Raw genomic sequence first — 17,238 nt, forward strand, 5'->3', positions numbered from 1 at the left:
GAATTTTAATGCTTGAGTCTTATTGTGTTAAGTTTACTTACCCCGGGAGGGTCAAAATGGATAAAGTAGTCATCACAGGTTATGGGATCAAAGCACCAAATGTAGGAGATAAGATGCAATTCAAAACGGTATTGGAGCATGGAATATGTACTCATCGAGTCATGAAAGACCGGATAAACGGTTTAAACATGGTTTGCGGTGTTATTGATGATGATTTTAAAGTGATTCGCGGGAAAAATCTGAAACGTTATCCAAGGTTGAGCCGATTTGCAATGTCGGCAGCTGATGATGCGATGGATATGGCCGGATTTACAGACAAAGACTCCCTTCGAATCGCAGTCATTTTGGGAACTTCAGCGGGGGGGATTTCCGAGATAGAGCAATATTCCTCGGGTGGAGCGGTATATGAGAAAATCCCTTTGCATAGCGTGGCATTAGCTAATACGCACAGTTTATCAGCCGCAGTAGCCCATCATTTGGGCACAAAGGGTCAGGTTTTTACCATTACTACCGGCTGTACTTCGAGTTCGGACGCGATCCTGTTAGGGAAGCTGCTTCTTGAAAGCGGACTAGCTGATGCCTGTGTGGTGGGCGGTTCGGATGCAGCGAATACCGATTGGAGCTTCAAGGGTTTTTTAAAAATCCAAGGGGTTACTCCCAATGTTGACGTTTTTGAAACCGGGGTTCCTTTCTCCAATGCTCATCAAGGATTCGTAATGTCGGAAGGAGCGGGCGTTCTCCTATTGGAACGCGAAAAAGAAGCCAAAGCGAGAGGCGCGTCAATTTACGGGGTATTAGAAGGGGTTGCTTCCCTTAACGAGGGAAAGTCCATTTATCAAAGCGATGAAACGGGACAAAGTATGCTGAAATGTCTTAAGGCCGCAGTAGGCGAACATACTCCGTCCTACGTGAACAGCCAAGCTCTTGGCTTAACGGTGAATGACAGGATCGATCGTACGGTGCATCAGACGTTATTCGGCCAATCCGTGCCGATTACTTCGATTAAAGGGATGACAGGACATATGCTCGGGGCGATGGGGGTCATTCAGGTGATATCGTCTCTGCTGAGTATGGAGTACGGCTTTATACCTCCGACCATTAAAACTAGGGCTGAAGGATTTGAAGAACTGCCTCTCGTGCTTGAAACCCAATATCAAGATATTCACAGTGTAGCGATTACAACACATGGATACGGAGGTAATGATACTTGTTTATTTGTCACCAAGATTAGCTAAGAGGTGGTCTCCGTGTTTCTCTTATTGCTTTTTATTATTGCTTTAGTTCCATTTGTCGTCGGATTGATCACGTTATATATTTTCGAGAAGACAGAGATGGCGAAAGCTATATTTTGGTTTTTATTTTTTGCTTCGATGTGGGAGCTGGATTCAGCTTCTTTATATGCGCATCATCTTCTGCCTGAAACGGTAGTTGAAATTTTATTTCGCCTCTTCCGCATTGGTCCGATTATGCTTACTCCCTGTCTGTTCTATGTTGCATACAGTATGTCCAAGGAAGTGGCAGAGGATCGGAAACCCTTATGGCTTCGCTTTGCCGTGCATAAGACCATGGTGTATCTGATCTTTGCCTGGGGGCTGATTGTGTATCTCGCCGGGTGGACGAAGTTTGGGATCGAGGGCATATATCTTGTCCAGGCGGACCGATCTACTGATTTTATGTTTCCGGCTAACGGATCTTGGGCTGGTCTTTTTATTGTAAACGTGCTGCTGTTTATGATTAGTTTATTGATTTCCTTTTCGATCAGCTTGAGAATATCGGATCCGAATAAACGTGTTTTTCTGCTTGTTTTTAGTTCAGCCGTAGCGATTGGGTATGGGGTTGGGATATTGAATCTTTTCCCAGGAAGCAGATTGTTCCCGAGTGCTATTGCCGTGATGATTTTTGCAGTTACAACTTTCAGCGCTTTCACTTACATGCATACGAAAATTGTCAGGCATATGGCTTATCATGATGCATTAACGGGACTGCCTAACCAAAGATTATTCAAAAACAGGTTAACCCTAGCATTAGAAGAGGCGAAGCGAAGCGGCCACAGCATTGCGGTTATGTATATGGATTTGGACCGCTTTAAGCTTATCAATGACACATTGGGACACAATGTTGGAGATCTGCTGCTACAGCATGTAGCTGAGAGAATAACCGGTTGCTTGCGTAAGCAAGATACGGTTTCACGCCAAGGGGGGGACGAGTTTACGTTTTTATTGCCCGGTCTTACGCATCGGGAAGCAGAACAAGCAGTGCAGGATGTTTTGAATGCGATTAACAAACCCTTCACATTGCACGGACATCAATTATATGTCACCCCGAGCATTGGCATCAGTTTATATCCGTCTTGCGGTGACCAAGTGGACATCCTGATAAAAAATGCCGATACGGCCATGTACCGCGCCAAAGAAAAAGGGAAGAACACCTATCAATTCTTTAATGAGAGGATGGGGATTCAGAGCCTTCAAAAGCTCAACATGGAAAATGCCCTTCGCGCAGCCTTGGAGAACGATCAATTTGTTCTGCATTATCAACCAAAGGTAGATTTGAAAACAGGAGGGATGATCGGGGTCGAGGCTTTAATCCGTTGGCAACATCCGGAATTGGGATTTGTCGCTCCCGATGAGTTTATTCCTTTAGCTGAAGAGACGGGATTAATTGTTCCAATTGGTCAATGGGTGCTATACAAGGCATGTGCGCAATGCAAAGAATGGCACAATAATAAAATGACTCAAAACCTGTCTGTAGCGGTTAACCTGTCGATGATGCAGTTGAAGCAGGAAAATTTAGTAGAGATGGTAAAGCGGGTATTGAATGAAACCGGACTTGATCCGCAGTTTCTGGAGATCGAAATTACGGAAAGTATGGCAATGAACAATATGGATAATTTCATACAAAAATTAACGGATATAAAAAATATGGGAATCGGCATTTCGATTGACGATTTTGGGACAGGTTATTCTTCGTTCGGGTATTTAAAGCAATTGCCTATTGATACCTTGAAGATCGACAGGTCGTTTACCAACGACATAACCAATTCGGAAGAAGATAATGCGATCGTACAGGCGATTATCGCGATGGCCCATGTTTTAAGACTCAAGGTCATTGCTGAGGGCGTCGAAACGAGCAAACAGCTCACGCTTTTACAACAGTATAAGTGTGACGCCGTGCAAGGATATTATTTGAGCCGGCCATTGGCGGCTGAGGATATTGTGTGGATCATAGGGGGCAGCTTACCTGCTGAGATGTGAATGTATACAGAAAAATCGCAGCATTACACGGCGGCGAATTGTGGTTTTACACAGCCACGGCTCGCCTCCACCATCAAGAAAGCCGACCGCATGAGGTCGGCTTTTTTGTGTGGTTGGAATTACGAAATGATTTGGCCGCGAATTTCTCCATTTGGATTTTGTATGGTGTGTACATTAATATATGCATTGCCGCTTTCAATTTGAAGAACTAGATCACGGATCGTCTTTCCGCTTAGAGGGCCGACTAAATCATTTTGAGTCAGGGTTCCCCGAATAACTCCTTGTTTTACGGAAATGCCAAATTTCGAGGGCCCGAATAGAAAGGCTACTACGGGACCATTTTCATTTCTTCGCCCAAGATGAATATGGGCTTGGGTTACTTTTTTAATATTTTGAATAACTAACCTAAAAAACAACTTATTACCATCACGGTTTAGCCGAAAAACAGCATTTCCTGTAGAAATTGTCCTTACAGGAGGTACTTCGTTTCTTCCTTTTAATTTTGCTTTAAACGTTCTGATATCCCTCACCCCTCTTTTCATTAATAAGGTATATTATTCGATGAGGAAGGGGGAGGTTTGTACATCTGTCTAACGCTTGGAGATTTTTCATGTGAATGAAGATGAAGTTTATAGGGGACATCAAAACTGTGACTGCACCCATAGAAGCCTGTGTGGTAACAATCACAGGGCATCAGAATTATTTTGGCAATAGCTTGTCATCCTGTGCTAGTTGGAGCGTTAAATAGATCTTCTCGGTGTCTCTATTGATGAACAGTTTTAGAGTTGTAATTGCTTGCGATGGAGTGAAGCAACTGAGGGTTTGGCACATCTTGATCGAGTATGCTAAGGAAGGCTTGGATATCGTATTTGATAGCAACGATCTCTCCTCCCGAACATTGAATTCCGACCGTTGGCGCTTCTAATTGCTCCCCAAACTTCAAATTCACGAGTCTATCTCGAAGTGAGGGCTCTTGAAAACTCATTCGTCGGACAGACTCCTAGCCAAGCTACTTATGAGAGAGGCATTGAAGTCAAATATAGATCGTCTAAAATCAATTCTTGTAATTAATACAACAAGCTTGACCTAGTCAGAACTCTCTCATCTCTTAAATCTTCCATGCCAAAATCGATGAGTATCAAGTATAATTATATCGACAATACAAGCAGCCTGGATACTGCATACCTTGGAGGATTTACTGTTGATGGACCGCACTTCCGAACAAAGACTTCGCCGACTGCTCGATAGCCTGGGCTATAATTCTCATTCCCATTTGTACGAATTGGGCGACAAACAATGGTTTTGGGAGGCCGGCCACGAGGCGCTGATCGTATACCGCTCAGCCGGCAAACGAAGAATCGTGCTTGGCGACCCGATCGGGAGCCCCGAAGCCGTGCGCAGGGTGCTCGTGCAATTTATGGCCGACTGCCGCAGGACCAAGTGCGTGCCGGTGTTCTATCAGGCGAAAGCCGACTATCTCCCCTACTATAAGGAGCTTGGGCTCCTATGCGCCAAATTCGGAGAGGAAGCGCAAGTCGACCTGCCGGATTTTCATCTGAACGGAAAAAAATGGCTGAAACTGCGCACCCGCATCAATAAATTTGCGCGGGGCGACTACTCCCTGAAGGTGCATTACCCGCCTTACGCAGCTTCCTTCCTGAGCCGCCTGCAAGCCATATCCGACGATTGGCTCGGAGGCCGGAAGGAAAAAAGCTTCTCCGTAGGCTCCTTCTCGCCCGAATATGTCTGCCGGTTTCCGGTGGCCGTGCTGGTGGGCCCGGATGGCTGCGAGGAAGCGTTCGTCTCGCTGGCGGGGGATCACCGGCCGAACAAGGCGTCCCGCGGCACGGACGTGCGCCGTCAGCTAACCATCGACCTGATGCGCTATACGAAAGACTGCCCGCACGGTACGATGGACTTTCTGTTTCTGTCCCTGTTTATGTGGGCCAAAGAGCAGGGCTACGACGTATGCAGCCTGGGCATGGCTCCGCTTGCAGGCGCCGACGAGCTGCTTCTGACCAAGCTGTTCTACAAATACGGCTGCAAGCTGTACAATTTCAAGGGGCTTTACGAGTACAAGAACAAATTCGCCCCAAGGTGGGAGTCCGTCTATCTGGCTTATCCTCCCGCCACCTTGCCCGTTACGATCGCTTCGCTCGCTTACATTATCCACCGGCCATATACCGGCAAGGCGGCGGAGAAGTGTACGCTTCCGGACCGTTACGAGGAAAACTCGATTTTGCGCAAGAGAGCCTGAATCGCGTCAAGAAGCCCTCCGCTGCCGGAGGGCTTCTTCATTCGGTCATTAAGATTGAGAAACAAATCTGCTTCTATAATGCTGTGGAGTTTCGCCGGTGTACTTTTAAACGAATAACTGAAATAATGGGAGTTCTCATATCCCAATTGCTCCGCAATTTCAAGCACGTTCATTTTTGTGCTTTTCAGCATTTTTTTCGCTGAATTCATTTTCGTTTCGATGATGTTTTCATTAATGGTGTTTCCCGTTTCTCGCTTAAACACAGCACAAATATAGCTGGGCGATATAAAAACCTTATTAGCAATATCGGCAAGCGAAAAGCTTTTGTAATTCAACGAGCCTTGCGGTCCCCTCCATATCGCTCATTTGTCGGCGGCGCCGGCGTCCATAATATCGTTTATATGAATAATCGAGTTATTCCCTGAATAAAATTTGTAGCTTTTGGCGTTGCAAGCATAGTTATAGGAATGACTTGCCGCTTTCATGCTGACGCAATGATCAACCCCCATCGAAAGCGTGATCCCGTCAAAATCATGAAGCAGCTGCTCTATGCTCTCGAAGATCTGTGTCATTTTATCCTCGTGGCAGAACTCCCCACACTGAATAGATGAGCATTACGCCACCTCCCCAAACATCCTAACCATCACACTCCGGCGAAGTGTGGTTTTACACAGCCACGGTTCAGTTCCTAAAATCCCTTTCCCAGCAAGGCATTAAGGCCATTTTAGGGAAAGGGTTTCAAATTCTATTTTTATGCACTTTTCTACAACTCCGCCCCCTTATACCCCATCTTCCGATAACCCTTCACTCTTTTCTTGAACATCGCCATCAACATAGGCACCTGAAGATCGATATAGTCATATATTTTCACTTCTTCTTTATTGGCATGACTTCGGTGCAAGCGGCCTGCATATTGCTGCAAGGTGCCTGACCAAGAGATGGGATGGACAAGGAACAAGGTGTCCAGTCTGGCGTCATCGAAGCCTTCGCCTATCAGCCTGCCGGTAGCGATGATTACCCGTTCTTGATCATCCGGAATAGATGCGATTTGGGCGCGTAGAGCTTCTCTCTGCTTTTTTCCCATTCTGCCTCTAAGCACAATTACGTTTTTGGCAAAGGCTTGCAATCTCTCTGCAAAATATTCAGCATGAGCAGTCCGTTCAACCAGCAGCAGCGGAGAGCGGCCTTCATTCAGGCAGATAAGCAAATCGTCAAAAATAAGCGTGTTGCGCTCCTCGTTATCTACAAGCTTCTGATAAATATCCTGAATACCGGAAACCACTTTTCCAGGTGTAATCTGAAAATGGGTATACCGGGGAACGACTCTTAGTGTAAATCCTCTGGAGCTGCTTAAAGTTTTGGCATCCACCTTCAATAGCACTGGTCCAAGCTGGAATCGTACGATGGCTTCTTGTCCGTCCTGACGTTTAGGGGTGGCAGTTAAGCCAAATACATACTTTGCGCGGACTTCCCGTAGAACCTGTTCGAAGCTGTAGGCTGATACGTGATGGCACTCATCCATAATGACTTGACCGTATTCACTTACGAAGGGTTTAACATTCCCTTTATAGTTGAGGCTCTGAATGACAGCAATGTCGATAATGCCGGTTCGTTTATTTTTGCCGCCGCCAATCATACCGATTGCTTGTTTTGGGATTTTCAAAAAGGTTTGCAAACGTTCCTGCCATTGCTCCATAAGCTCCCGGCGGTGCACCAGAATAAAGGTATTTGTCTTTCTTGAAGCGATGATGCTGGCTGCCACGACCGTTTTACCGAATGCGGTTGCCGCCGAGAGAACGCCTATATCCCGGTTTAGAATTGCTCTGGCTGCAGTATCCTGAAGAGTAGTCAGCGTACCGGTGAATTCTGCCTCTATTGAAGTTCCAGACGAACGTTGATCGTCAAGTAATACTTTAACTTGATTTTGCTCAAAAAAGGATATTAAATCCTGCAAGCATCCCCTTGGAAGAGCTATATGATTCTCCAGATCCTCTGCGCATGAGATAACCCGGGGTTTACCGTAGGTGGAGAGCCGCATAGCTTGTGCTTTATAAAAATCGGGGTTGGAGAACGATGCAAGTTTAATCAGAGCATGAACGGTACTTGAAGGAAGTCCGGATTTAGGAAAATAAAGTCGATCTGATTGTAGAATCTGTATTTCAGAAGGCAATGATTTCATCAAAATCGGCTGCTCATGAATATATTTACTCTGTTCTTCTGCCATTCCGGCCAATTTATCGTCAGTTGCTGCTAACAGTCTATGTTCCCCATGCTTGTATATAAATTGCCTCACATCATCCTCGGTTAGTTTGCCAAGTCTGGATAATATACCCCATTGGTCAGCATAGGGTTCAAAGTGTTCATCAACAAAGACACTGTTTCCCTGTTTACGTGGTCCGCCTTGAAGCGGAAGGGCAATGAGGTTCCCGAAACCGCCTTTGGGCAGTGTATCCTGATTGGGAAATAGACGGTCATAGGATTCCATGCCGAGTTGATATCTTTTGTTCATGGTTAAACTCAGCAAAGTCATTCCCAATCTTCTGGCTGTAGCCGCTTCAATATTTTGACTGAAGAAAATCCAAATGTGGCCACCATTGCCGGAACGTGAGCGCTCCAACAGTGCGGGTATTTCATGACTTGTGCATAGCTGCATCACGGCAGCAACATCCTGCTTCCAATCGTGTTTGTCAAAATCCATGGCCAAAAACCAGCAGGTCTCATCGGGCAGCATTGGATAAATGCCAATCGTTCGGTCCTGTCTTGCATCTAAATGGGATGACAGCACTTCGTTTGTAAGAGGCATGAAGCTCTGGTGTTTGCAGACGGAGCATTTTACTCTGGGTTTCTCGCAAACGGAAGTCCACTCATTGGCGCAGGCGGGCGAGTATCCGGACTTGCCTTGTTTGTTGCTCCAGCGAATCGGATATACATCATTTCTGCCTCGAAAATAACTTCTATATAGGGCGAGCTTATCCCCTACCGTAGAGTACTGGTGAACATTGGTCTCTCCACCAGTTGTCTCCTTGCTTTCTTTTGCCGGGGAGGTGGAATAAGACATTATTTGTACATTTGTACTTGTTATATTTTCATCATCACTAAGTCCCAGGAGATTTCTCAACCGGGAGATTTCCAGCTTAAGTTCTTCAATATGCGCTAGAGCCGCGTTATACTTATTTTCCATATTGTCCATTGCTTAGTCCTCGCGTTTTATTTATATTATACCTTGTAAGCTGTAGAGTAATAATGCTGGGAATTATAACCTGATTAAGGGGATTAACATCATGCTGAAATTAAGAAACTCAACCATTAAAAAGCATTTGAACAATTTTACGAGGGAAGAGCTTGAGGCTGAAATCTTGAATTTGGTCAAGAAATACCCGATCATTCAAGAACATTATTTTTCAGTGTTATTTCCTGATCAAGGCGAGGTCTTAGGCAAGTATAAGAAAATTATTGAGAAGGAATTTGGCCACAAGGGAGAGATTTTGCGGTACCCGATTGTGAAGAAAGCAATAAAGGACTTTAGTAATGTTTCAAACAACAAGGAGCAAATTGCAGAAATAATGGTTTTTACAGTGGAATGTGGAGTGGACTTCACACTTTCATTTGGAGACATTGATCAAAAATTCTACCATACTATAGCAAGCATATATGAACAAGCCTTAAAGTATATTGTAAACAATCAATTAGAAGACAAGTTTGTAGATCGATGCAAAAAATTGATGCAGAGCAGTCAGGATATTGGCTGGGGTTTTGGATTTGATATGATGGATTTGTATCATGACTATTTGGGACACATGGATGAAGAAGACCTTGAGTAGCGAATACGGACGAATTATTTAACCGCAAGGATTGTGTCATAATATTATAAATAAAAATCGAAATCTGAGCGAGGTGCTATCCTAATGCTGCCCCAAAGAGAAGAATGGCAACGGTTATTGAAAAAGGCCAATCAGCATGCAGTCGGAGAGGCAAAAAGGCTGGAGCCTCCATTTATTATATAATGGACGGCAAAAGGATACGTGAAGATGCTACAGGACAAAAATTCGAGATTACTTACGATTTAGCCGGAAATCGTACTGAGCTTGTTAGTCATGACTGAGCTTGAGTCCGTAATGACGGTTTTTGCTGGTAGTAAAGGAGCCGGGAAAAGTACAATCAGCCTTCAAATGAGGGATTATGTTGATACCATTATTGATCCTGACCAGATTGCCAAAAGGATTAACCTGGAAGATCCCAGAAGTGCAGACCTGTCTGCCGGACGAGAGGCTGTAAGGCAAATAAGGGAATTAATCGGGTAGCTTCAAGTGTGGATATCTCATAAAATTCCAGCAACAATCCCCGCCGAATTGTAGTTTGCACAGCCACTGTTCGCCTCCACCATGTAAATTCACAACCGCAAGAGGTTGTGGGTTTTTGCTTTTTATGGATACATCTCGAACAAGTTTTAATAAGCAACAGTAAAGGCTAAAGCCTTAAAGTATTCTTTTAAAAGGAAGCGCTGTGTCTAATGATTTTGGGCATGGTATTTTTTCTTGTGGACGACAATAATTAGATCGGAGGATGTGTGGATGATTCTATTGGTTCTTTGGTATGGGGACAGCAAGGAATAGACGACTTCCCTTCCACCCCTCCTTATTGAAACTTTTTCCAATTAATTTCGTCTAATGGATGTGGTTATATTGGGATGGATAAAAGGGGTGGCTGTCATGAAACAGCGTAGGCGATCTTTCATCATAATGGGTTGTATTATCGTTATAACGCTTTCCATTGTATTGTTCTTCTCAATAGTTAATAAGAAAGACAATCATGTACCTGCTGTGGAGCCCGCACCTTCTGTACAATCTCCTGATGCAGGAGAAAGTGCTTGGAAGCCCCTGGAAGGCGAATTTATGACAGACAAGAAGGAGCCTCAGGTGCTGTGGAAGCGAGGTCCGCAAACGATTTATGTGCAGGATCTTCATCTCTACAACATCTCGGACGGAGCGGGTAAGGAAGTGCTGCACGAATGGAAGAAACCGCTGGCTGCGCAGGCATGGCTGAATGGACAGTATATGCTCATTGGCACCCAGCTTTTAGAGGAGGGTTCCGGGAAAGAGGGACGACGAGGAGATTGGATGGCTGTTCGTATAGAGCCTAAGCCAGTCGTGATTGCTCAGCATGAATTATTTTTTGGGCCGCAAGAGGTGCTAACCATGACGGCGGCAGAGGAACCGCGTCTATTCTTCGTCAAGGTGCTCAATGGACCAGGCTTCTCGGAGCATATTTTTGATCCTTCCAGCAATGAGTGGGTATCTTTGAATAGGGAGTTCATGGATGATGCTACAATGAAAATGCCGGCAAAGGTACAGGGCTTGCGTTACTTCTCTAATACTCAATCGTTTCAAGGGACTTCAATATACTCTTTCACCGATGAGAATGGCAGCATTGTTTATATCCCAGAACCTAATAATGATGCGTGGCGCTATGCCGGTTATGAGCTGATTGACGCCAAACGGGTGACCTTTCTGGAGGATTCCCCGCAGTTCTTGGGACGTTTCCGCAGCCAGGACGGGCAGGAAGCATGGACGTTTATCAACAATGGTTTTAGCTCCTTGCTTCCGGCAGAGCCAAGATTGTGGCAGAAAGATTGGCAAGCGCTGAATCCCAGTACGTTCACGTATGCTTCGCCTGACCGGTTGGAGGTTATTCAGTACAAGGACGGGGACGCGAAAGAACTTAACCCGCCAAAATACACGCAATTCTCAACCCAAGGTGCAAGGCTTGTAACTGCTAAAGGGTCGTTCATGGAATTTAAATTAAATGGGGAAACAAAATATATTTCCTGGCATGATCTCATTCATACCGAGGATTCAATTCCGGAAGCGATCTGGGCGTCCTCTATAAACGATGTCACCGTTAAGCAAGAAGATCGGCCGCCCTATTCCTTTGATTGGGTTAGTCACGATGTCCTGGAATGGAGCTTCGAGGAGGATAATACAAACGCTTCAGTTCCAGCAAAGGTTAAGCAGGCGGTAGACGAGGTACATCAGGATTCAGATTATAGTTTTGCGAAGACATACCGTAAGCTCGGTTCCCGGTGGTATGTGCTCGTTAACCGGCATTTCTACGAGTACAAAGACAACAAACTTGTAAAAATCGGCGAGTTGCCGATAACGGTCTCTGTTACTACTGGAGAAGGGTTTGCCGGTCGCGGAGCCAGAGATTTCGTTCGCGTGAATGACGGATGGATCGTTGCGGATACGGAAGGCTCTCGGGTGCTCATGCTGAATGATAAGCTGGAGATCGAGACAAGACTCGAAGTTGCAGCTCCGTATCAGCTTACGCTTGAAGGAGAGCAATTGCATATCGCTTCAACTGCCTACCGCTACTCCACAGATATGGCATTGAAGCAAATGAGTGCCAAGCCGCAACCGTTTCAATTTACAGCCGGTATGAAAAAGACGGTGTTCGAGCATTTTCACCCCCAGGAGTGGTATCAAGATCGGCAAAGCGGGCTCACGTGGTACTATCTTAACGGTTATTTATATCAGTATGATGAAGGGAAGCGGGAGTATCGTTCATTCTACATCGGTTATAATGAGAACGCGATAGCGGGTGTGCGGATTGTTCCCTATGAAGACGAGGTCATTGTGTTGCTTGACCGCCGTTTAGAGCGTTTTGACCGGCAAGGAAAGTGGCTTAGCTCTTTAGCGTTCCCGCGTTCTGAGCCTGATGGCATCTATGACCGTACGACACAAGGGGAAAATAGTTTGATCATCGACGAGGCGACAGATGTCTTTTACCTTGTGCAGGGCTATCGCATTATCGGAATTGATTGGAAGCGGAATGAGGTGAAAACGATCTTTCGGCAAAACTATGCGGACATTGGCGAGCTTATAAAGCATGGGGGCCATTTGTACTTTATGCTGCGCAGCAACGAGAATGATCGATATCGGCTTCAAGAGGAAGGCAAGATCGCAAGGACGAAGATGTATACCGAGATTGTGAAGATTGATCTGCGATCTCTCCGTGTGCACCGTTCCTTAGCAGAGGGCTATTATGATGAAATGTCCATAGATGCCGACGCTGACTCTCAGCCTGCCTTCGTCCTGATAAGTTACCCCTAAAGACTTAGCGGCTAACATGAGAATGCAGAAAAAGTAATGGAAATAGCGGAGGGAGCATTAGATTTGCGGAAAAGACACCGTGCTAGGTGTCTTTTTTGCTTTGTGTTATCTGTTTGACAGGCAACAGGTATCAAGGTATCATTTGGATAACGAACGTTAGCTATCTTGTGAATAAGGAGGATTAGTTATCATTACTAATCAAGTAAACATAACCTATCTGAATCTTGATTCGACGCCGATAAAGAATGCTACTAAGAATGAAATCATTAATATTGCGATTCACTTATTTTCTCAAAGAGGGTACAGAGGAGTATCGATTCGACAAATCACCAAGGAGGTTGACATAAAGGAGAGTTCGTTGTACAAGCACTTTCAAAATAAGGACGAGATTTTAGCAACGATCTTTTCTAATTTTCGCAACGAAATTGCCAAGATCTTACCTCCGCAGGATAAGCTGGATGAAATTGCTGCGGTAATGAGTCCAATCTTATTTCTGGAACAAGGCCTGGCTAACTTCAAAGCACATATTGATAATATAACCATGCGGAGAATTTGGCGGATCATCTACATTGAAATGTTTTGCGATCTCACGGCGAGAGAAATATATTATGAGCATATTGTTAATAGGACGATTGATTGTCTGGAGATTGTATTTTCTAAGATGATAGCACTGAAGAAAATAAGACCGCAAAACCCGAGGATGTTGGCTATAGAATATCAGTATTGTGTTTTTGAATTAATTAAGGAGTATAATCTATTAAAATTTGAAGATAAGAGTACGGATAAGGTCGAACAGAAGTTAAATAACCATATTATCTTTTTCGTTAATGCCATAACGGCGGATCAATAATTCGTATCACCTAATTAGGAGAGATTAATATGGAGAAGTTAGAGCTAAATAACCTGCAAAACATTGCTTTACGATTTCAAATAAATAATATATCTTCCTATTGGCCTCTATGGATGCTTGCAAGCAGAACTATATTGTTTGCTGTTGTCCAGGGGCTTTTTATAATTGTTTTTGGATTATCGTTGGCTGCATCCGCTGTTTGGTGGCCTATATCAGCAATTATTGCCAATATGATTTGCTTCATAATACTACGTTGGCTCGTGATCAAAGAGGGGATAAGCTACCGAGATCTCATTCATTTTGATAGAAAAAAGATTAAACAAGATGTTAGGTCATCTATTATCATTTTGTTTGTTGGGATTGTATTCGGGTTTGGCGGAATTTATGGCGTTTCTTATCTCATGTATGGGGTTGCAGTCCCCAATGAGGCAATGGCACAACCACTTCCTATCTGGGCAGCAATAATTGGTTTACTGGTATGGCCAATAACAAACGCTTTGGTTGAATTACCTACTTAGATGGGATATTGTTTGCCTCGGTTGGAAGTCAAGTTGAATTCAAGGGTTACTGCGTTAACACTTTCAGCATTCTTTTTAGCGTTTCAGCATTTTACGCTACCTGTAACTATTGATATGAAATTTATGATTTGGCATGTTGGTTGCATGATTCCTTTGGCATTTGTGGTAGGGGGCTTGTACTTGAAATTAAAACGACTGGTTCCTTTCATGATCGTTCACTATATAATGGATCTCATGTCTGTTATGGGTGTCTTTATAATATCGCTTAATGTTTAGTCGATGTACAATCAAATGGTTCATGAAGCGGGGCGTTTGCTTTGGTGACATCAAAACTGTGACTACGCCATGTGTGGCGTGATCTTCAGGGGTCTCCCCTTTAAATATTGAATATTTTCATACACCAATAAGCTTTAGTTCCCCGTCCATATCGTAAGTCCAATGAATGTTTGGAGATAATGTATTCGGAGTGAGCAAAAGATGGCGGCTCCTTCACGGTCATAATATTGTTTTAAACTAATCGATGCCGCATCAAGACGTTAATACTTGCGTGATCGCTTGCTGGATGAGACGGTCTGTCAAGGTGGGTATGCCTAAGAATTGAGTTCCACCGCTCGGTTTCGAGATTTTGACCCTTCGGACTGGACTTGGTTCATAGGTTCCGCTTTCGATTTTTTCTCGAATCGTTTGCCAGTTTTGCACGATGTGTCTGCGTAAGTCTTTTACCGACATGCCATCTGCGCCGTGGCTCCCTTTTTGAGATAATGTTCATGCTGGGCGCACTAAAAAGAAGGAGTAGCTCAGCGATAAAGCTTCTCCTTCAATATTTCAACTATACTAAATGGTTAGATTTCTATTCTCTTTATTGAAATAATTATTTGCACTCTTATTAAACAAAACTATCGATAGAATTACTATATATACGATTCTTGGTAGAATAAAGTCAGCATAAATTACTAATGTGAAAAGACACCAAATTATTATTATTATTCTCCCCCAACTCTTCCCTTTTAACATAACTATTCCACTTAGTAATAATACAAGTGAACTTAAATACATAATAATTATTTTAATTATATTTGAAGATGGGAAGATTATTATCTTTAATTCCATGTCGTAGAATATTCTTAATGTGTGGGAGAAAGCGGTAATTGCGGATAGAGCAATTAATATAATCGAAATAATTGTTATAAGTACTGGTCTTTTATTCACTAATTAGCCCTCCTTTAAATTTTGGTTTTCCTTTTTTTCTTCGCACTTTCATCTAACGTCTTATTTCCGAGCTTCGCAAAATAATTCCATACTTGACATATTCTCGAAATTGTTGAATTATCCTGCCCGTGGACTTGGATCCCGAGAGCTATTCTGTTCATCCCCTACTTGTTCAACCTTGGTTAGACTGGCTCAGACGTTGATCCCGTATCACATGCGATAGTGTGGAAGACAAGAAGGTTAGGGGTTGCCGGTGAAAATACTACAGGTAAGTTTGGCTTGCATGCGTTGATAATTATAAAAATAGATGTACTCTTCAATCGCTTGATGAATCTCCGGTTCTGATTTAAACTGATAGTGATACAACTTCTCTGTTTTGAGATGCGAAAAGAAGGATTCGATGCATGCGTTTTCCAGGCAGGTTGCTTTGCGAGAGAGGCTGCCTTTAACGTTGAACGCTTTTAATCGTTGTTTGTACGCTTGAGACGTATACTGGAAGCCCTGATCCGAATGGAGCACGGCGCCTGATACGTCTCTTTTCTTGGTCCATTGATCCACCGTATCTAGAACAAGTTTGACGTCATTCCGACCGGATAATTGCCATGCTACGATCTCATTGTTAAACAGATCCTGAATGACTGACAGGTAATAAAAGGATAAACGACTGAAGGTGTGTAGCTGGAATAATTTCGTTTCTTGCGAATGACAGACTGGATGTCACATTCTTTCATAAGTCGCCATACTTTTTTGAATGTGTCATGGAATTCTTAGCAGGAGAAGGCGCTGCGTACGGCTATCGCAAGCTACCCGATAATGTTAGACCAGAAGTTCTAGAAGCGTTCTTTGATGTGTTTGAAGAAAATGAAGGCATTCTTGAGGATTTAAGGGACCGATGATATGCCAATCTTCCTAACCAAAGAAGAGGTTATTTCAGCCCACTATTTTATGATGAAAAGAATGAACGACGTAGAGCAAGCGGGTGTGAAGGATCATGGTCTGCTGGAACCTGCGGTACATAGAACTGAGCAAAGTGTTTTTGGAGAAGATGCTTATCCCAATATATTTTGTAAAGCTGCGGCTCTACAGGAATCTCTGGTGAAAAATCATTGCTTCCACAACGGTAATAAACGGACGGCCTATCTAGTTACAAAATCATTCCTTATGTTAGATGGAAAACATTGAAGAATGGAACGTAAATATGCAGTGGAGTTTATCGTGGATATTGCAAAAGGCATGCATTCGTTGGAGACTGCTGCACATATTTTGAAAGAATATTCTGTAGACAGATGACAACAGCTCGACCGCGTGAGGTCGGGCTGTTGTATATATATGAGGAGAAGGCAAACGACTATTTTGCGTTCTCATCTGGCTGATGAATTCCAAATGTATTTCCTTCTGTATCAATATAATACCCTTGCCACGCCATCCCAGGCAGTGCATACTTTGGCAATGCGAGCTTGCCTCCAAGGCTAACAATTTTTGCTTCAGTAGAATCGTAATCTTCTACTCCCATTGTGCATGCATAACCATTCATAGCTTGGCCTGGTTCTGGGGAGGCGCATTGACGCTGCATTAAAGCTCCGTTGATTCCAAGCTCAGTAGCTTCTCCAGTCACAGCTCCAAAGTAGGGCATTCCAGCATAACTGCTCCAATCCTCAAATGTCCATCCAAATACCTCTCCATAAAACTTCTTGGCACGCTCCATGTCATCTACATGAATCTCGAAATGAACTAATCTTCCCATGACTTCCTCCTTTGATTTGTCTTTCTTAATTCTTTCTTTAATTATGTTCCCCTTTCCTACCTCTATATAAATAAAATTATTGAACCTGAATTTCGAAAGTCCATAGTAATGAGCCTTAATACACGATGTCATAGGGGACTACTTCCAAAAATGTAAGTGGAAATGATGAATCGGCAGGTATTGCTAGATTTTAGCATACACCATCCCCCTCCCCATACGAAGGGGCAACGTCATTTCCAAGTATTATATTGGGTTATTTCTGTCATTCAAGTAATATGACTTTCCGCTCGATTCGGA

The 17,238-nt window shown here is 43.7% G+C and carries 15 protein-coding genes and 2 pseudogenes; 9 read left to right on the top strand and 8 right to left on the bottom strand.

Translation table 11 applies throughout. The features are described 5' to 3' along the window. Positions 1–56: 56 nt before the first annotated feature. Both AC2TDN_RS19480 and AC2TDN_RS19485 read left to right on the top strand, forming a co-directional pair. Positions 57–1,235: a beta-ketoacyl synthase N-terminal-like domain-containing protein gene (locus tag AC2TDN_RS19480; RefSeq protein WP_484689860.1), complete on the top strand. Its 1,179-nt coding sequence runs from the start codon at positions 57–59 to the stop codon at positions 1,233–1,235. A 96-nt stretch (positions 1,236–1,331) separates the two neighbouring features. Then, positions 1,332–3,254, top strand: coding sequence for a putative bifunctional diguanylate cyclase/phosphodiesterase (locus tag AC2TDN_RS19485; RefSeq protein WP_484689861.1), 1,923 nt, complete (start codon positions 1,332–1,334; stop codon positions 3,252–3,254). Between the two features lie 119 nt (positions 3,255–3,373). Here the strand turns inward: AC2TDN_RS19485 and AC2TDN_RS19490 are convergent, their stop codons facing one another. Together AC2TDN_RS19490 and AC2TDN_RS19495 are read right to left on the bottom strand one after the other, a co-directional pair. Then, positions 3,374–3,796: a CHRD domain-containing protein gene (locus AC2TDN_RS19490; protein WP_484689863.1), complete on the bottom strand. Its 423-nt coding sequence runs from the start codon at positions 3,794–3,796 to the stop codon at positions 3,374–3,376. 221 nt (positions 3,797–4,017) lie between these two features. Next, positions 4,018–4,239: a hypothetical protein gene (locus AC2TDN_RS19495; RefSeq protein ID WP_484689865.1), complete on the bottom strand. Its 222-nt coding sequence runs from the start codon at positions 4,237–4,239 to the stop codon at positions 4,018–4,020. Positions 4,240–4,458: 219 nt separating this feature from the next. Between AC2TDN_RS19495 and AC2TDN_RS19500 the strand changes: the two genes are divergently transcribed. Further along, the gene (locus AC2TDN_RS19500; protein WP_484689881.1) at positions 4,459–5,511 is read left to right on the top strand and encodes a phosphatidylglycerol lysyltransferase domain-containing protein; all 1,053 of its coding nucleotides are present in this window, start codon (positions 4,459–4,461) and stop codon (positions 5,509–5,511) included. Here the strand turns inward: AC2TDN_RS19500 and AC2TDN_RS19505 are convergent. The 3 genes from AC2TDN_RS19505 to AC2TDN_RS19515 form a co-directional block, all read right to left on the bottom strand. Then, positions 5,475–5,846: a helix-turn-helix transcriptional regulator gene (locus AC2TDN_RS19505; protein ID WP_484689866.1), complete on the bottom strand. Its 372-nt coding sequence runs from the start codon at positions 5,844–5,846 to the stop codon at positions 5,475–5,477. The genes AC2TDN_RS19500 and AC2TDN_RS19505 overlap by 37 nt on opposite strands. A gap of 27 nt (positions 5,847–5,873) precedes the next feature. Then, positions 5,874–6,083 carry a hypothetical protein gene (locus tag AC2TDN_RS19510; RefSeq protein ID WP_484689867.1) on the bottom strand — a complete coding sequence of 70 codons (210 nt, stop codon included), beginning with the start codon at positions 6,081–6,083 and terminating at the stop codon, positions 5,874–5,876. Positions 6,084–6,274: 191 nt separating this feature from the next. Next, positions 6,275–8,701: a TOTE conflict system archaeo-eukaryotic primase domain-containing protein gene (locus AC2TDN_RS19515; protein WP_484689869.1), complete on the bottom strand. Its 2,427-nt coding sequence runs from the start codon at positions 8,699–8,701 to the stop codon at positions 6,275–6,277. A 91-nt stretch (positions 8,702–8,792) separates the two neighbouring features. Here AC2TDN_RS19515 and AC2TDN_RS19520 point away from each other — a divergent pair, with 91 nt between their 5' ends. The 5 genes from AC2TDN_RS19520 to AC2TDN_RS19540 all read left to right on the top strand — a co-directional run bounded on the left by AC2TDN_RS19520 (position 8,793) and on the right by AC2TDN_RS19540 (position 14,264). Continuing rightward, positions 8,793–9,332, top strand: coding sequence for a DUF6155 family protein (locus AC2TDN_RS19520; protein ID WP_484689871.1), 540 nt, complete (start codon positions 8,793–8,795; stop codon positions 9,330–9,332). A gap of 888 nt (positions 9,333–10,220) precedes the next feature. Further along, positions 10,221–12,620 (top strand): hypothetical protein, encoded by a 2,400-nt coding sequence (locus AC2TDN_RS19525; protein ID WP_484689872.1) that lies wholly within the window; start codon positions 10,221–10,223, stop codon positions 12,618–12,620. A 271-nt stretch (positions 12,621–12,891) separates the two neighbouring features. Then, a complete protein-coding gene (locus AC2TDN_RS19530) occupies positions 12,892–13,470 on the top strand; it encodes a TetR/AcrR family transcriptional regulator (protein WP_484689883.1) in 579 nt (192 codons plus the stop codon). Between the two features lie 29 nt (positions 13,471–13,499). Next, positions 13,500–13,988, top strand: a complete 489-nt coding sequence (locus AC2TDN_RS19535; RefSeq protein ID WP_484689874.1) for a hypothetical protein — start codon at positions 13,500–13,502, stop codon at positions 13,986–13,988. After that, entirely contained in the window at positions 13,989–14,264 is a 276-nt protein-coding gene (locus tag AC2TDN_RS19540; RefSeq protein WP_484689876.1) for a CPBP family glutamic-type intramembrane protease, read from the top strand. It begins immediately after the preceding gene. Between the two features lie 258 nt (positions 14,265–14,522). Here the strand turns inward: AC2TDN_RS19540 and AC2TDN_RS19545 are convergent. After that, a pseudogene (locus tag AC2TDN_RS19545) lies at positions 14,523–14,741 on the bottom strand (group II intron reverse transcriptase/maturase); the annotation flags it as partial. Positions 14,742–15,437: 696 nt separating this feature from the next. After that, positions 15,438–15,854: pseudogene (locus AC2TDN_RS19550) on the bottom strand (transposase); the annotation flags it as partial. 240 nt (positions 15,855–16,094) lie between these two features. On the opposite strand from AC2TDN_RS19550, the gene AC2TDN_RS19555 reads away from it, so the two are divergent. After that, a complete protein-coding gene (locus tag AC2TDN_RS19555; RefSeq protein ID WP_484689878.1) occupies positions 16,095–16,379 on the top strand; it encodes a type II toxin-antitoxin system death-on-curing family toxin in 285 nt (94 codons plus the stop codon). A gap of 166 nt (positions 16,380–16,545) precedes the next feature. Here AC2TDN_RS19555 and AC2TDN_RS19560 read toward each other — a convergent pair whose 3' ends face one another. Further along, complete coding sequence (locus AC2TDN_RS19560) at positions 16,546–16,941, bottom strand: VOC family protein (RefSeq protein ID WP_482067964.1); 396 nt, start codon at positions 16,939–16,941, stop codon at positions 16,546–16,548. Positions 16,942–17,238 lie beyond the last annotated feature (297 nt).

The sequence above is a fragment of the Paenibacillus sp. Y660 genome (assembly GCF_057221575.1).

Coding starts and splice junctions, on each gene's coding strand:
- AC2TDN_RS19480 (WP_484689860.1), top strand. CDS start 57: ATGGATAAAGTAGTCATCACAGGTTATGGGATCAAAGCACCAAATGTA.
- AC2TDN_RS19485 (WP_484689861.1), top strand. CDS start 1,332: ATGGCGAAAGCTATATTTTGGTTTTTATTTTTTGCTTCGATGTGGGAG.
- AC2TDN_RS19490 (WP_484689863.1), bottom strand. CDS start 3,796: ATGAAAAGAGGGGTGAGGGATATCAGAACGTTTAAAGCAAAATTAAAA.
- AC2TDN_RS19495 (WP_484689865.1), bottom strand. CDS start 4,239: ATGAGTTTTCAAGAGCCCTCACTTCGAGATAGACTCGTGAATTTGAAG.
- AC2TDN_RS19500 (WP_484689881.1), top strand. CDS start 4,459: ATGGACCGCACTTCCGAACAAAGACTTCGCCGACTGCTCGATAGCCTG.
- AC2TDN_RS19510 (WP_484689867.1), bottom strand. CDS start 6,083: ATGACACAGATCTTCGAGAGCATAGAGCAGCTGCTTCATGATTTTGAC.
- AC2TDN_RS19515 (WP_484689869.1), bottom strand. CDS start 8,701: ATGGACAATATGGAAAATAAGTATAACGCGGCTCTAGCGCATATTGAA.
- AC2TDN_RS19520 (WP_484689871.1), top strand. CDS start 8,793: ATGCTGAAATTAAGAAACTCAACCATTAAAAAGCATTTGAACAATTTT.
- AC2TDN_RS19525 (WP_484689872.1), top strand. CDS start 10,221: ATGAAACAGCGTAGGCGATCTTTCATCATAATGGGTTGTATTATCGTT.
- AC2TDN_RS19535 (WP_484689874.1), top strand. CDS start 13,500: ATGGAGAAGTTAGAGCTAAATAACCTGCAAAACATTGCTTTACGATTT.
- AC2TDN_RS19540 (WP_484689876.1), top strand. CDS start 13,989: ATGGGATATTGTTTGCCTCGGTTGGAAGTCAAGTTGAATTCAAGGGTT.
- AC2TDN_RS19555 (WP_484689878.1), top strand. CDS start 16,095: ATGCCAATCTTCCTAACCAAAGAAGAGGTTATTTCAGCCCACTATTTT.
- AC2TDN_RS19560 (WP_482067964.1), bottom strand. CDS start 16,941: ATGGGAAGATTAGTTCATTTCGAGATTCATGTAGATGACATGGAGCGT.